We start from the raw sequence: 13,811 nt of genomic DNA, 5'->3' as shown, positions 1-13,811 counted from the left end.
GGTAAAAGTGGGTAAACCGAACAGTCATCAATGCCTCCCCACCAGCACACGGTCCAGGCCGTACACCCGGTCGAGAATGATCATGGTCGCCGCCGTCAGGGCGATGACCAGCGCCGAGACCGCGGCCATCATCGGGTCGATGGATTCGGTGGCGTACACGTACATGCGCACCGGCAGGGTCTGGGTCGACGGCGAGGTGACGAAGATCGACAGCGTCACTTCGTCGAAGCTGTTGATGAACGCCAGCAGCCAGCCACCGGCGACGCCGGGCAGGATCATCGGCAGGGTGATCAGACGAAACAGCGTGAAGCGGTTGGCACCGAGGGATTCGGCCGCTTGCTCGGCGCTGCGGTCCATGCCGATGGAGGCGGCGATCACCAGGCGCAACACGTAGGGCGTGATGACCACGACGTGGGCGAACATCAGCCAGACGAAACTGCCGTTCACCCCCATCAGCGCAAACAGGCGCAGCATTGCCACGCCCAGTACCAGATGGGGAATGATGATCGGCGACAAGAACAGGCCATTGAGAAAGTCGCGGCCGGGAAAGCGATAGCGAGTGATCGCCAACGCCGCCGGCACCGCGATCAACGTCGCCAGCGTGGCGGCGACCACCGCCAGAATCAGGCTGTTATAGAAGGATTGAATGAAGTCGGCGCGCTCGAACACCGCCCTGAACCAGCGCAGGGAAAACCCGTGCCACGGCAGGCTCAGGGTGTTTTCCGGGGTGAAGGCCACCAGGCACACCACCACCAGCGGCGCCAGCATGAAGATCACCACCAGGGCATGAAACGACAGGGCCAGAGGACCGTTTTTGGACATGGCTCATTCCCCCAGGGATTGTTTGTAGCGGCCTTCGACCAGCCGGTTCCACGACAGCATGACCAGCAGGTTGATCAGCAGCAGTGCCACGGCGATCGCTGCGCCCATGGGCCAGTTGAGTTCCGAGAGGTATTGGTCGTAGACGACAGTGGCGACCATCTTCAGCCGGCGACCGCCGAGCAATCCGGGGATCGCGAAAGAGCTGGCGGACAGGCCGAAGACGATCAACGTGCCTGACAGCACGCCCGGCATCACCTGGGGCAACACCACCATCCGCATGACTTGTGCCTGGGTGGCACCAAGGGACAGCGCGGCCTGTTCGGCGGAGGCGTCGAGTTTCTGCAGCGAGGTCCACACCGGGATGATCATGAACGGCAGCATCACGTGGACCAGCGCCAGAATCACCGCGAACGGCGTGTACAGCATTTTGATCGGACGCCCGCCAAGGGCCTGGATCGCCTGATTGATCAGACCGTCGGCGCCCAGCAACAGGCTCCAGCCGAACGCCCGCACCACCACCGAAATCAGCAGCGGCGTGAGGATCAGGATCAGGAAAATCGAGCGCCACGGCGTACCCATACGGCTGAGGATGTAGGCCTCGGGCACGCCGATCACCACGCACAGCAGGGTCACCAGCGCGCTGATCCAGAAAGTGCGCAGGAAGATCTCGTAGAAGTACGAATCGGTGAGCAGATTGGCGTACTGGGCCAGGGTCCATTCACCGCCCTTGACCCCGACTTCGTAGTCGAACACGTTGAACGACAGCACCAGCGTCAACGCCAGTGGCAGCACCAGCAGGCCGAAGAACAGCGCCAGGGCCGGGGCCGACAGCAGATAACCGCGTCCGGTGTCGCGCAGCACACTCATGCCGGCACCTCGTCGACGCTGAGCACGCGCAGCAGATCCGACGGCCAGTCCAGCCCCACCGCGAAGCCTTCGTTCATCGGCGCGTCGCCATCGTTGCGGCGCACCACGGTGATTTCGCCGATGGGCGTTTCGATGCGGTACAGCCACTGGCTGCCGAGAAAGTAGCGCATGACCACGCGTCCTTGCAGACGGCCGGTCCCCGCAGGCACCAGGTCGATTTTCTCCGGGCGCAGGCTCAGCACCAGTTGGCCGTCGCCGGGCTGATGGCGCACCTGGGGGGCGCCGCTGGCATCGCGATCGCCGCGCAGCAGATTGGCCTTGCCGACGAAGCCTGAGATGAAACGCGTGCGGGGGTGTTCGTAGAGGTGATAGGGCTCGTCGATCTGGGTGATGCGCCCGGCCTGCATGACCACGACGCGGTCGCTGATGGACAGCGCTTCGGCCTGGTCGTGGGTGACCATCAGGGTGGTGATGCCGACTTCGCGCTGGATGCGCCGGATTTCGAACTGCATTTCTTCGCGCAGGTTGGCGTCTAGGTTGGACAGCGGTTCGTCCAGCAGCAACACCGGCGGCTCGATCACCAGCGCCCGTGCCAGAGCGACCCGCTGACGCTGGCCGCCGGACAACTCGCGGGGGTAATGCTCGGCGTGGGGCGTGAGGCGCACCAGCTCCAGTACCCGGGAAACCCGGCGCTCGATGTCGGCGGTGGAGACTTTACGCATCTTCAGGCCGAAGGCCACGTTGTCGCGCACGGTCATGTGCGGGAACAGCGCATAGGACTGGAACACCACGCCAAGCCCGCGACTGGCCGGCTTGGCGTGGGTGATGTCGCGGCCGTCCAGCAAGATGCGGCCGGCGCTGACATCAACGAAGCCGGCGATCATTTGCAGGGTGGTGGTTTTGCCGCAGCCGGAGGGGCCGAGCAGGGAGACGAACTCGCCTTGCTCCACCGAAAGGTCAGTGGCCACGACGGCGTCGACGGGGCCGTAGCGCTTGCACAGTGCCTGGAGCTGAAGAAAAGCCATGGCTGCGTTCCACCTTTTTTCGTGCGCACCGAAGGCGCGCGTTTTTTATGGGCAGATGCGAAGAGAAGTGCTGCGTATGGCCGTGGACGCTGGCGCTCGATCACTGTCGGCTGCCGCTGTTATTCAAATCGCCCTGTGGACTGATCCTAGGCCCAAGAATAGGATGCGCTCAACGGGCAATTTCATTGAGTGAGTAGTTTTTTCGGATTCATTCATTCAGCGAAAAGAAATGAGGATTGTGGCGCAATGGATTCCACTGAACGGAAGATTGCCGAGAAAGAAACAGGTGTTGGCGCGGTCTCTCGCCTGTTTGCCGTGCTGCGGGCGCTGGGCGATTGTCCCGATGGCAGTGAGCGCGTGACGCAACTGGCGCAGCAGGTCGGCCTGTCGCAACCGACCACCCACCGCTTGCTGCGCAGCCTGATGGACGAAGGCATGGTTGAGCAGGACCTGCGCAGCAAGCGCTATCGACTGAGCCTGGAATTCTTCGCCCTGGCGGCACGCGCCGGGCAGTCCGGCAACCTGCGGGACGTGGTGCGGCCGAGCCTGTTGCGGTTATCGGCCTCGTTGGGAGATTCGTTGTTTCTGCTGGCGCGCAGTGGTTTCGACGCGGTGTGCCTTGACCGCAGCGAAGGTCCATACCCGATCCGCACCTTCACCGGAGACATCGGCGGCCGCGTGGCGCTGGGCGTAGGGCAGGGCAGTCTGGCCATCCTGGCGTTTCTGCCGGAAGAAGAACGCGAGACCGTGATCCGCTACAACCTGCCGCGCCTGCGGGATTTCCACCTCTACGACGAAGTGATGCTGCGCTCGGAAATCGACACGGTGCGGCGTACTGGCTACGCCGCGCGCAACACCGGCGTGCTGGAAGGTATGGCAGGGTTGGCGGTGCCGATTCTCGACCGCGCCGGCCGGGCGGTGGCGGCGTTGAGCGTGGCGACCATCAGTGATCGTCTCAGTGCAGATCGCATGCCCACGGTGGTGGACATGCTCAAGCGCGAGGCAACGGCGATCACCCAGAAGATCAATCCCTTCGATCCGGTCTTGCGCAGACCCTCTCAGGTGTTCGGTCAGCGGGAGTGATCGCTGCTTCTTGAACACTCATCTGAATGCCGTTCAGCGCGCTTCAGTAACCGTTTGATGGGCCTGAATGGCCCGTTCTTGACGCGTTTCAGCCGCCCGTCGGATCCGTCGGAGCTGCCTTCAAGAAGCCCCGCGTGGAGTCGAATCAGTCTGTGTAGGCGCCTCGCTTTCGGATAGATCCGACGCGATGGCACAGGGATGTGGCAAGCCGCAAAAACTCCGGGTGATCCTCGGAGCAGGTTGTCCTCCCTTTTGAGATCCCCGTATGTCGAAATCCCTGAGATTGCAGATCCTCGCGCTGCTCAGCGGCAGCCTCGTGCTGGTCGTGCTGATTGCCCTTGCGTGTTTCCAGTTCCTCTCCAGCAACGTACACGCCTACCGCGGTCTGCTTGAAGGGCCTTTGCACGCCTCGCAACTGGTCGATCAGGCCAACCTGCAATTCAAGGTTCAGGTGCAGGAGTGGAAGAACGTGCTGTTGCGCGGCAAGCAGCCGGCCGACCGCGATAAATTCTGGGCGCAGTTCGAGGACCAGGAGCGTCAGGTGCAGGACACGCTTGGGCAACTGAGCGCCGTGAATGGCCTGGACAGCACGACCAAGACCCAGATCGATGCCCTGCGCACCGAGCACCGCACGTTGGGTGTCGCCTATCGCAAGGGCCGTGATGCTTACATCGCCTCCGGTGGTGATCCGGTCGCCGGTGACATGGCCGTGAAAGGCGTCGACCGCGCGGCCAGCGAGCAGATGACCGGCCTGGTGGCCGGCCTGCGCAAACAGAGTGACGAACAGTCGAAAGTCCTCAGCAGCACGGCCGACCAGACCATTTTGATCGGCACGCTGGTCATGCTCGCCTCGGCGTTGCTGGTCGGCGTGCTGACGCTGTGGGTGGTCAACCGCAACATCGTCGCGCCGATCAGCATGCTCATCGAATACGTTGCGCAGTTGAGTCAGGGCAAGTTCAGCGACCGTGTCAGCATCACCCGCCAGGATGAACTCGGGCGTCTGGCCGTTGCGGCCAATACCCTGCGGGATTTCCTCGCCGACACCTTTACCCGCCTCAAGCGCAGCACCACCGACCTGGACAGCGCCGGCGGCGAACTGAAAGCGATCGCCGCGCTGATGGCCCAGGGCACCCATGAGCAATTCGAGCGTACCGATCAGGTGGCGACGGCGATGACAGAGATGTCTGCCACCGCCCAGGAAGTCGCACGCCATGCCGCTCAGGCGGCTCAGGCCGCTGACGAAGCGGACCGCAGCTCTCAGGAAGGCAGCAAGGTGATGGGCGCGACCATCACCGCCATTACCCAGATGCGCACCGAAATCAGCAATACCGCTGACGTCATTCGCCGTCTGGAAGCCGACAGCGGCCGGATCGGCAAGGTGCTGGAAGTAATTCGCGGCATCGCCGAGCAGACCAACCTGCTGGCGCTGAACGCGGCCATCGAAGCGGCCCGTGCCGGCGATGCCGGGCGCGGTTTTGCGGTGGTCGCCGATGAAGTGCGCACGCTGGCCCAGCGCACCGCGGCCTCGACGGCGGAAATCAACCAGATCATCAGTTCGGTGCAGACCGGCGCGGTGGACGCTGCCCAGGCGATTGAAAGCGGCCAGGCCCGCAGCCAGGAAAGCGTCGATCAGGTAGCGCTGGCAGGTTCTTCGCTGGAACGCATTACCTCGGCCGTCGAAGCCATCCGCGACATGAACCGGCAGATCGCGACGGCGGCGGAAGAGCAGACCTCCGTGGCCGAAGACATCTCCCGCAACCTGACCGAAATCACCGCCATTGCCACCACCAACCAGGACAACGTCCAGCGCACCCAGACCGCGAGTCAGAATCTGCATGTGTTGTCGGTGGGCTTGAACGACGTGATCTCGCGGTTGAGTGCCTAGCGCTCAACCACGTTGTCACTGCTGAAGCGCGCTCCTACAGGTTCGTGCGGGTTCTCACCATCCGGGCCGGACGCAGATCAACTGTAGGAGCAATCGGAGGTTACGACGGTCGCGAATGCGGTAGGTCTGTCACACCACCATTGCCTGACCCAACGCATTCGCCAGCAAGCCGGCTCCTGCTGAGATCGCGTCGTGCGGTCACCTTTCAGCCCTGGCGAAACACCAACGCTTTCAAGCCACCCCCTTCCTCGGCATCGGCGAATTCGGGCGGGTTTTCCAACCGCTCGACAAACCGCAATCCTGGCGCTTCGCGGGTCACGCCTTCGATGAGAAAGTCAGCGCCCAGCAACGGGTCGTTCATGCAGGCCAGCACAGTGCCTTCCGCCGTCAACAGCTCCGGCAGCTGGCGCAGCACTCGCTGGTAATCCTTGGTCAGCAAAAAACTGCCTTTCTGAAACGACGGCGGATCGATGATCACCAGGTCATACGGCCCGGTGCTTTTCACCTTGCCCCAGGACTTGAACAGTTCGTGGCCGAGGAACGTCACCTTGCTCAGGTCATGGCCATTGAGGCGGTGGTTGTCGCGGCCGCGACTCAGCGCCGCCCGGGACATGTCCAGATTGACCACACAATCAGCGCCCCCTTGGATCGCCGCCACCGAGAACCCGCAGGTGTAGGCGAACAGGTTCAGCACCCGTTTGCCCGCCGCATTGGCCCGCACCCAATCGCGCCCGTAACGCATGTCGAGGAACAACCCGGTGTTCTGTTTCTTGCCGAAGTCCACGAGGTAACGCAAGCCGCCCTCGGTCAGTGTCCATTCCTCAAGCACCTCGCCCAGCAGCGCTTCAGTGTGGCTGTCCGGCAGATAACGGTGCTGTAGCAACAGCGTATGGGCGCGGGATTGCTGCCAGGCGGGTGACTTGATCAGTGTGAACAGCCGCTGCTTCAGGGCCTCCAGCTCATCGGCGGCCGGTGCCTTGAACAGCGACACCAGCACCACGCCCTGCATCCAGTCGACGGTCAGTTGTTCCAGCCCAGGCCAGCGTCGGCCACGGCCGTGAAACAGCCGGCGTGTTTCGGCGGGCGCGTCGGCGAGGGCGGTATGAAGGTGGGAGTCGAGCAGGTCGAGGGCGTCGGCATTCATCGGTGGCGGGCAGGTCGGCAGTGGGAAAGGGCGGCATTCTAGACCAATCGCCGGGCCAGCGTTCGGCGCCCCGGCGCTGGAAGTGAACGCGCAAGAAAATGCCCCGAGCCGGGTTGGACGGGCCCACCGCTTCAAGGGCAAGCTTTGTTCCCTCCGCGTTCTGATCTGGAAGAGGAAATGCCGTGGCCGACGAATTAATCGTGCGCGACGCCCGTGAGTCCGACATGCCCGCTGTGCAAGCGATCTACGCCCATCATGTGACTCACGGCACTGCCAGCTTCGAGCTGGAACCGCCGACGCTTGCGCAAATGCTGCAGCGCCGCGCCGACATCTGCGCCAACGGATTGCCGTATCTGGTCGCCGAGCGCGAAGGTGAAGTGGTGGGTTACGGTTATGCGACGCTGTACCGGCCGCGGCCGGCCTATCGCTTCACGGTGGAAGATTCGGTTTACGTGCGCGAAGGCATGGCCGGGTTCGGGATTGGTCACGCGTTGCTGGCGGCGGTCATCCAGCAGTGCACCGAATCGGGCCGACGGCAGATGGTGGCGATCATCGGCAACAGCGAAAACGTCGCATCGATTCGGCTCCATGCGCGACTGGGCTTCCGCCAGGTCGGCGTATTTGAGTCCGTCGGCTTCAAGCACGGCCGCTGGCTGGACACGGTGATCATGCAGCGGGAATTGGAGGAGGGCGCGAGCACCATCCCCGACCGTTGACCCGGTCGATCAGGTTGCGGCCGCGCCATGCAGATCATCATCCGCCAGGCGCTCGCCGGTTTCCGGCACCGCCAGCCACAACAGAACAAACGCCACCGCCGCAATCGCCGCCAACGTCAGAAACGCCGCGCTGTAGCCTGCCTCGCGCACGACCAGTCCGGCCAGGCCGTTGCTCAGCGCCGCGCCCAGGCCGAACACCGTCGAGATGGCACCGAGGCTGACATTGAAGCGCCCGGTGCCGCGGGTCAGGTCCTTGACCACCAGCGGCAGCAGCGCGCCAAACGCCCCGGCGCCGATGCCGTCGAGCAATTGCACGCCCACCAGCCAGTAAGGGTTATCCGACATGACATACAGCACACCCCGCAGCGGCAGGAAAATGAAACCCGCCAGCAGCAAGGGCTTGCGTCCCCATACGTCGGCCTTGGCGCCCACCAGCCAGGCCACCGGCACCATCACCAGTTGCGCGGCGACGATGCAGGCCGAGGTCAGCGGCGTGGCAAGGTTGACGTCGATCTGCGAGAGCTTTTGACTCACCAGCGGCAGCATCGCCGCATTGGCCAGATGAAACAGCCCGCAGCAAATAGCGAACACCAGCAAGGGTCGGTTGTGCAGCAAGACCGCCCACCCGCTTGGCTGGTCCTTACCCTGGTCATGGCTGGGGTCGAAGCCTCGGGCGACGTCGTGGTCAATTGCCGAGGCATCGACGAACGCCACGGCGACAATGCTCGCCAGGGCCATGAACGCCATCAGGTAGAACACCGCAATCGGCCCGAACATCCATGAAAAGATGCCGGCCAGCAGTGCGGCGCAGGCATTGCCGGCGTGATTCCAGGTTTCGTTGCGTCCGGTCCGGCGGGTAAAGGCTTTCGGCCCGGTGATCCCCAGGGAAATGGCCGCGATGGCCGGGGCGAACACGGAGCCGGCAATGGCGCTGATGCTCTGGGTGATCGCCACCCAGGTAAACGAGTGAATGAACGGCAGCACCAGACAGCCGGCCGTCACCAGCAATGCCGCCACAATGACAACGAGCCGCTTGCTGCGGGTGCGGTCAATCAGCGCACCCGCCGGGGTTTGCGTGACCAGCGCGGCAATGCCGGCGAGGGTCATGACCAGCCCGATGCTCGCCGGGTCCCACTTATGGACAGCCAGCAAATAGATCGCGAGATAAGGCCCAAGGCCGTCGCGCACATCCGCCAGAAAGAAGTTCAGGCCGTCCAGAGAACGGTTGTTGCGCTGATCGGATGGGTTGCTCAAGGTCGGCCTCACTCTGGGGATGCGCAAGCGAAACGGCTGCGGCATTGCTAAATGACCCGGCGCCGTGGCAATGGTTCTTCACTCGGTTTTCTGGACGGTTTCTTCGCGCCGTTCACGCCTACTGTTGCCTCGCAGGTAACGGACTTTCTCGTCACGGCATTTGAATCGGCGCCGGTGCAGGCATAAGCTTCGCGCCATTGATATCGCCGGACGTGTTGGCTCCGGCGAGCTCCCGGATATTCTTGACTCAGGAACCGCCATGTCCAGTCTGTTTCCCGCTGCCCGTCCACGCCGTCTGCGCAGCAACGAAAACTTTCGCTCGCTGTTTCAGGAAAGCGAATTCACCCTGAATGATCTGGTGCTGCCGATCTTCGTCGAAGAAGAAATCGACGACTTCGTGCCCATCAACAGCATGCCCGGCGTGCAGCGCATCCCCGAGTCAAAACTGGCCCAGGAAGTCGAGCGCTACGCCCGCGCCGGCATCAAGTCGGTGATGACCTTCGGCGTGTCCCACCACCTGGACGCCACCGGCAGCGACACTTGGCAGGAAAACGGCCTGGTCTCGCGGATCTCGCGGACCATCAAGTCCGCCGTGCCGGAAATGATCGTGATGTCTGACACCTGCTTCTGCGAGTACACCGACCACGGCCATTGCGGCGTGATGCACGGCGGCCATGTCGACAATGACGCGACCATTGAAAACCTTGGCAAGCAGGCGGTGATGGCAGCCCGTGCCGGCGCCGACGTGATTGCCCCGTCGGCCGCGATGGACGGCCAGGTGAAGGCCATTCGTGCCGCCCTCGACGCCGCCGGTTTCACCCAGACGCCGATCATGGCGTACTCGACCAAGTTCGCCTCGGCGCTGTACGGCCCGTTCCGCGAAGCCGGCGGCTCGGCCCTGAAGGGTGACCGCAAAACCTACCAGATGAACCCGATGAACCGCCGCGAAGCACTGCGCGAATCGCTGCTGGACGAGGCCGAGGGCGCCGATGCGCTGATGGTCAAGCCGGCCGGCGCGTACCTGGACATCATCCGCGACATCCGCGAAGCCTCGAACCTGCCACTGGCGGCGTATCAGGTCAGCGGCGAGTACGCGATGATCAAGTTCGGCGCCCAGGCCGGCGCTATCGACGAACACCGCGTCGTGCGCGAAACCCTCGGCGCGATCAAACGCGCGGGTGCGGATCTGATCTTCACGTACTTTGCGATGGATTTGGCGCTCAGCGGGATCTGATTTCCGCTTATTGGAGATAGTGTGGAAGCAGCTCGCGGTTTTGGAACATGCTGCGGACCTGTGGGAGTGACCGGGTGTTATGTGGGTCACAGTTCCGGGACACGCCGCAGATTTTGTGGGAGTGAGCTTGCTCACAAATTGGCCGTCACATTCCGCAGAGGTCTGTCGGCTGGAACACCCATTCGCGAGCAAGCTCGCTCCCACATCAATCCCATCCCGGCAGGCAGTCCCGTCTGGATACTCCCAAACTCACGCCGCCGTTCTGCCCGTTGCCTCAGGCTGCACATGGGCAGCCTGCCACGCATCCAGCCCGCCGATGAGCGCTTTGCCCCGGGTCAGGCCGTGGGCGTGGAGCTTTTCCGCCAGCAATGCCGCCGACAGCTCATTCGGGCAGGCGCAATAGAACACCATGTCGACATCCCCCAGGCGCTCGATCCACGGCGCGATGGGTTCCTCGAGACTGATCGACACCGCTCCCGGTATGCCCTCGACGACGGCCGCATGAAAACTCGGCCGCACGTCGATGACCACCGGCGCATCCACGGTGTCGCGCAGGGCCAGCAGCTCGGGAACAGTGATGCGCGGTACTCGTGCCGTGCGCGCCTTGAGCCGACGCCGCTTGGCGTACTTCCAGCCAATGAACAGCCCCAGCACCGCCAGTACGCTGACGATGGCGACCGGGATGTAGCCGCTCAACCAGTCGAGCATGGGGATCAGCGCGTCACTGAACAGCATGCCCAACAGCAGCGCCGAACCCGCCCAGATAAATGAACCGGCCAGGGAATAGCGCACGAACACCCCGATCGGCGTGGCGTTCATGCCGGCCACGGTGGTGACCAAGGCGCCCGCGCCGGGCAGGAATTTCGACAGTAGCATTGCCCTGGGCCCAACACGCTCGTAGACGGTCAGCCCCTGACGAATGCAGGTGTCCTGGGACAGGGAAATCTTGCAGATGGTCTTGAGCAGCACGCCGCCATAACGCTTGCCGGCCCAATACCACAGCCCATCGGCGATCAGGCAGGCGACCATCGCCACCAGCACCCCGGCGCCCAACAGCGGCTTGCTCTGCATGGCCAGCGCCCCGGTCACGATCAGGGTCGGGTAGGCCGGCACCGGCAAGCCGATCTGCTCCAGCAGCACGTTGACGAACACCAGCAACAGCCCGTGGCTTTCATTCAGCTGCTGCAGTTCGTTCATGGCGGTGCCTGTTCGGAAGGTTCAGGGAGTGAAAAAGCGGTGGCCGTACCGTCGCCGAACAGCGCTTTTGTGTCAACGCTGAATGGCTTTGGCCGGGGAACGTTTCATAGGCCGCGTCGATGGCAGCGATTGCCATGGCTGATTTCCGTCCAGCCGCCTTGCTCTCTAAAATCGACCCCTCAGCAATCAACAGACCTTAGGGAGCAATTCATGGCTATTGAAATCGGAATCAACGAGCAGGACCGTGCAGAGATCGTTGAAGGACTGTCGCGACTGCTTTCCGACACCTACGTGCTGTACCTGAAAACCCACAACTTCCACTGGAACGTGACCGGCCCGATGTTCCGCACGCTGCACCTGCTGTTCGAAGAGCAATACACCGAACTGGCGACGGCGGTGGACTCCGTTGCCGAACGCATTCGAGCCCTGGGCTTCCCGGCGCCAGGCACTTATTCCACCTATGCGCGGTTGTCGTCGATCAAGGAAGAGCCGGGCGTGCCTGCGGCGACTGACATGATCCAGCAACTGGTTGAAGGGCAGGAGGCGGTGGTACGCACCGCGCGCGAACTGTTCCCGCTGCTGGAAAAGGTCAGCGACGAGCCGACTGCCGACCTGCTGACCCAACGCATGCAAGTCCACGAAAAGGCCGCGTGGATGCTGCGCTCGCTGCTGGAGGGTGACGGGTTCGTTGCCTGACATTTGCGATGCGGCTGACGGCCAATTCTCTGTAGGACCGGCTTCAGCCGGGAAGGCGTCAGGTGTAACACCGCAAAATTTATGGTGTACAGACCGGCCTCTTCCCGGCTAAAGCCGGTCCCACTAAGACACCGCGATCCATCGTCGGACCGCGGTCAATTGTGGGACCGGCTTCAGCCGGGAAGGCGTCAGGCGTAACTCCGAAGATCTTATGGTGTACATACTGGCCTCTTCCCGGCTAAAGCCGGTCCCACTGAATTCACCATTCATTTATCGCTTCTGCAACCATCCCAGAAAATTATTCTTCTTGATCACCGCCGGTTTGCGCATCAGCACGTGCTGGGTGCCTTGCTGGCGGACCGCTTGCAGCTTGTTCAACGCCGTGACGATTTCAACGCGCTGTTCCATGGCCTGCCGGGTGGCGGTTTTGTCGATGCGGTAAACGACGCAGGAGGTGAGGGCGGTGAAGCGCGCCTGGGACGGCGTGTCGGCCAGCACACTCTGCTCACCCATCACTTCGCCCGGGCCCATGCGCCCGGCTTCCACCATCTCGTTGCCGTCCTTGACGCTCGCTGACACCACGCCTGTGGCAATCACCAGCAAGCCGTCGGTGATCTCATCGACTTCGATGATCGTCTGCCCGGCGGTGTATTCCCGCGCGACCATGCTCTGGGCCAGGTGGTCCTTTTCTTCGGCGGTGCTGGTGCGGAACACCTTGACCTCGTCCAGCAACGCCCGCGGCCTAGACATCGCTTCGGCGGTGGTTTCCGACTGCCAGGCGATGCCCGCCGCTTCCAGATGCCGATAGGCCAGATCGAACAGCAGATTGCGCACATCGCTCTTGTTGTTCAGGTCGCTGATGAACCCGGTGACCGCGTATTCAATGGTGGTGGGGCTGGTTTCCTTGACCACTGCGCGAGGCTTGGGCGTCTGCAGCAGAGCGCTGCAGCCCTGCAACGCACGCTCCAGCGCATCGAGCACCCGGCGCGGGCGAATGTGCGGTGACATCATGATGTTGATCGACACGCCATGAATATGGACCGGTCGGCTCAAATTGACGATTTTGGCTTTGGCCGCCACGGAATTGGGAATGACCACCATGGTGCCGACGCCCGTGAGCAAATGCGTGGCGCGCCAGTCGATGTCCATGACTTTGCCTTCCATGCCGTCGATGGAGATCGAGTCGTCGACCTGATACGGCTTGGTGGTGTTGAGGATGATCCCGGAGAACACGTCGCTCAGCGTGCTCTGCAGGGCCAGGCCGACGATGATCGCCATCGCCCCGGACGTTGCCAGCAGCCCCTTGACCGGGAGCTGCAGCACATAACCCGCCGCCGCCACGATGGCGATCAGGAAAATCACCGCACCGATGACTTCCTGCAACAGCCGACCACTGTGTCCCACGCGACTGGTCAGCGCCAGCCCGAGGACCACGGTGAGGGTACGCGCCGCGTAGAGCCACCAGACGATCGCCAGTGCCGTCGCGCCGAATTGCAGGGCGCTGTCGTCAGGCCAGGCCGGCGCTTCCAGCGGGCTCACGCCGGCATTGATGATCACCAGGCTGTAGGCGACGAATGCCGCCAGCCGCGTGGCAATGCGCGCCAGCCGGTTGCGGTCGGCCAGCAAGTGCCAGGCCAGCGCGTCGGCGAACAACAGAAGCAGGCTCCAGGCCAGCGAATAGTGAGGGACGACGGTCGACATGAAAGATATCCGCAGGAAAAGTGCAGGGGCTAACGTGCAGGGCCTGGCTGGCCCGCGCGAATGCGCGCGCTCAATGTAGGCATGACCATGGACGATGTCTATAACCGATGGGGCCTGGTGATCCTGCAAAAAAAACGCGATGCTTCAAGCACAATGCTTCAAGACCATTACCCACGGACAGCGCAGT

Annotated in this window: 12 protein-coding genes; 5 read left to right on the top strand and 7 right to left on the bottom strand. The window is 63.0% G+C overall.

Translation table 11 applies throughout. The features are described from left to right. Positions 1 to 27: 27 nt before the first annotated feature. Genes AC0Z8Z_RS07240 through AC0Z8Z_RS07230 form a run of 3 tightly spaced genes read right to left on the bottom strand, consistent with a single transcriptional unit; the run spans position 28 to position 2,714 of the window. Positions 28 to 822: an ABC transporter permease gene (locus AC0Z8Z_RS07240; protein WP_485618642.1), complete on the bottom strand. Its 795-nt coding sequence runs from the start codon at positions 820 to 822 to the stop codon at positions 28 to 30. Positions 823 to 825: 3 nt separating this feature from the next. Beyond that, positions 826 to 1,689: an ABC transporter permease gene (locus AC0Z8Z_RS07235; protein WP_485618641.1), complete on the bottom strand. Its 864-nt coding sequence runs from the start codon at positions 1,687 to 1,689 to the stop codon at positions 826 to 828. Beyond that, positions 1,686 to 2,714, bottom strand: coding sequence for an ABC transporter ATP-binding protein (locus tag AC0Z8Z_RS07230; protein WP_485618640.1), 1,029 nt, complete (start codon positions 2,712 to 2,714; stop codon positions 1,686 to 1,688). Before AC0Z8Z_RS07230 ends, AC0Z8Z_RS07235 begins: the two co-directional genes overlap by 4 nt. A gap of 246 nt (positions 2,715 to 2,960) precedes the next feature. Between AC0Z8Z_RS07230 and AC0Z8Z_RS07225 the strand changes: the two genes are divergently transcribed. Next, positions 2,961 to 3,797, top strand: a complete 837-nt coding sequence (locus tag AC0Z8Z_RS07225) for an IclR family transcriptional regulator (RefSeq protein ID WP_485618639.1) — start codon at positions 2,961 to 2,963, stop codon at positions 3,795 to 3,797. Positions 3,798 to 4,062: 265 nt separating this feature from the next. After that, positions 4,063 to 5,682 carry a methyl-accepting chemotaxis protein gene (locus AC0Z8Z_RS07220; RefSeq protein WP_485618638.1) on the top strand — a complete coding sequence of 540 codons (1,620 nt, stop codon included), beginning with the start codon at positions 4,063 to 4,065 and terminating at the stop codon, positions 5,680 to 5,682. A gap of 205 nt (positions 5,683 to 5,887) precedes the next feature. On the opposite strand, the gene AC0Z8Z_RS07215 is transcribed toward AC0Z8Z_RS07220, so the two are convergent. Then, positions 5,888 to 6,826 carry a class I SAM-dependent methyltransferase gene (locus AC0Z8Z_RS07215; protein ID WP_485618637.1) on the bottom strand — a complete coding sequence of 313 codons (939 nt, stop codon included), beginning with the start codon at positions 6,824 to 6,826 and terminating at the stop codon, positions 5,888 to 5,890. A 224-nt stretch (positions 6,827 to 7,050) separates the two neighbouring features. Here AC0Z8Z_RS07215 and AC0Z8Z_RS07210 point away from each other — a divergent pair, with 224 nt between their 5' ends. Continuing rightward, positions 7,051 to 7,542 carry a GNAT family N-acetyltransferase gene (locus AC0Z8Z_RS07210; RefSeq protein WP_485618690.1) on the top strand — a complete coding sequence of 164 codons (492 nt, stop codon included), beginning with the start codon at positions 7,051 to 7,053 and terminating at the stop codon, positions 7,540 to 7,542. Positions 7,543 to 7,551: 9 nt separating this feature from the next. Here the strand turns inward: AC0Z8Z_RS07210 and AC0Z8Z_RS07205 are convergent, their stop codons facing one another. Next, positions 7,552 to 8,796, bottom strand: coding sequence for an MFS transporter (locus AC0Z8Z_RS07205; protein WP_485618636.1), 1,245 nt, complete (start codon positions 8,794 to 8,796; stop codon positions 7,552 to 7,554). Between the two features lie 259 nt (positions 8,797 to 9,055). Between AC0Z8Z_RS07205 and hemB the strand changes: the two genes are divergently transcribed. Continuing rightward, positions 9,056 to 10,030, top strand: a complete 975-nt coding sequence (gene hemB, locus AC0Z8Z_RS07200) for a porphobilinogen synthase (protein WP_205483174.1) — start codon at positions 9,056 to 9,058, stop codon at positions 10,028 to 10,030. A gap of 249 nt (positions 10,031 to 10,279) precedes the next feature. On the opposite strand, the gene AC0Z8Z_RS07195 is transcribed toward hemB, so the two are convergent. Further along, the gene (locus AC0Z8Z_RS07195; RefSeq protein ID WP_485618635.1) at positions 10,280 to 11,227 is read right to left on the bottom strand and encodes a VTT domain-containing protein; all 948 of its coding nucleotides are present in this window, start codon (positions 11,225 to 11,227) and stop codon (positions 10,280 to 10,282) included. Positions 11,228 to 11,437: 210 nt separating this feature from the next. Between AC0Z8Z_RS07195 and AC0Z8Z_RS07190 the strand changes: the two genes are divergently transcribed. Beyond that, entirely contained in the window at positions 11,438 to 11,923 is a 486-nt protein-coding gene (locus AC0Z8Z_RS07190) for a Dps family protein (protein ID WP_122535818.1), read from the top strand. Between the two features lie 270 nt (positions 11,924 to 12,193). Here AC0Z8Z_RS07190 and AC0Z8Z_RS07185 read toward each other — a convergent pair whose 3' ends face one another. Further along, the gene (locus tag AC0Z8Z_RS07185; protein ID WP_485618633.1) at positions 12,194 to 13,624 is read right to left on the bottom strand and encodes a mechanosensitive ion channel domain-containing protein; all 1,431 of its coding nucleotides are present in this window, start codon (positions 13,622 to 13,624) and stop codon (positions 12,194 to 12,196) included. Positions 13,625 to 13,811: the final 187 nt, after the last annotated feature.

It is taken from the genome of Pseudomonas sp. 1L-C-7-B-C1 (assembly GCF_057291635.1).
Note: the sequence above shows the minus strand (reverse complement) of the source record. Positions and strands in the feature narration are given on the sequence as shown.

Coding starts and splice junctions, on each gene's coding strand:
- AC0Z8Z_RS07240 (WP_485618642.1), bottom strand. CDS start 822: ATGTCCAAAAACGGTCCTCTGGCCCTGTCGTTTCATGCCCTGGTGGTG.
- AC0Z8Z_RS07235 (WP_485618641.1), bottom strand. CDS start 1,689: ATGAGTGTGCTGCGCGACACCGGACGCGGTTATCTGCTGTCGGCCCCG.
- AC0Z8Z_RS07230 (WP_485618640.1), bottom strand. CDS start 2,714: ATGGCTTTTCTTCAGCTCCAGGCACTGTGCAAGCGCTACGGCCCCGTC.
- AC0Z8Z_RS07225 (WP_485618639.1), top strand. CDS start 2,961: ATGGATTCCACTGAACGGAAGATTGCCGAGAAAGAAACAGGTGTTGGC.
- AC0Z8Z_RS07220 (WP_485618638.1), top strand. CDS start 4,063: ATGTCGAAATCCCTGAGATTGCAGATCCTCGCGCTGCTCAGCGGCAGC.
- AC0Z8Z_RS07215 (WP_485618637.1), bottom strand. CDS start 6,826: ATGAATGCCGACGCCCTCGACCTGCTCGACTCCCACCTTCATACCGCC.
- AC0Z8Z_RS07210 (WP_485618690.1), top strand. CDS start 7,051: ATGCCCGCTGTGCAAGCGATCTACGCCCATCATGTGACTCACGGCACT.
- hemB (WP_205483174.1), top strand. CDS start 9,056: ATGTCCAGTCTGTTTCCCGCTGCCCGTCCACGCCGTCTGCGCAGCAAC.
- AC0Z8Z_RS07195 (WP_485618635.1), bottom strand. CDS start 11,227: ATGAACGAACTGCAGCAGCTGAATGAAAGCCACGGGCTGTTGCTGGTG.
- AC0Z8Z_RS07190 (WP_122535818.1), top strand. CDS start 11,438: ATGGCTATTGAAATCGGAATCAACGAGCAGGACCGTGCAGAGATCGTT.
- AC0Z8Z_RS07185 (WP_485618633.1), bottom strand. CDS start 13,624: ATGTCGACCGTCGTCCCTCACTATTCGCTGGCCTGGAGCCTGCTTCTG.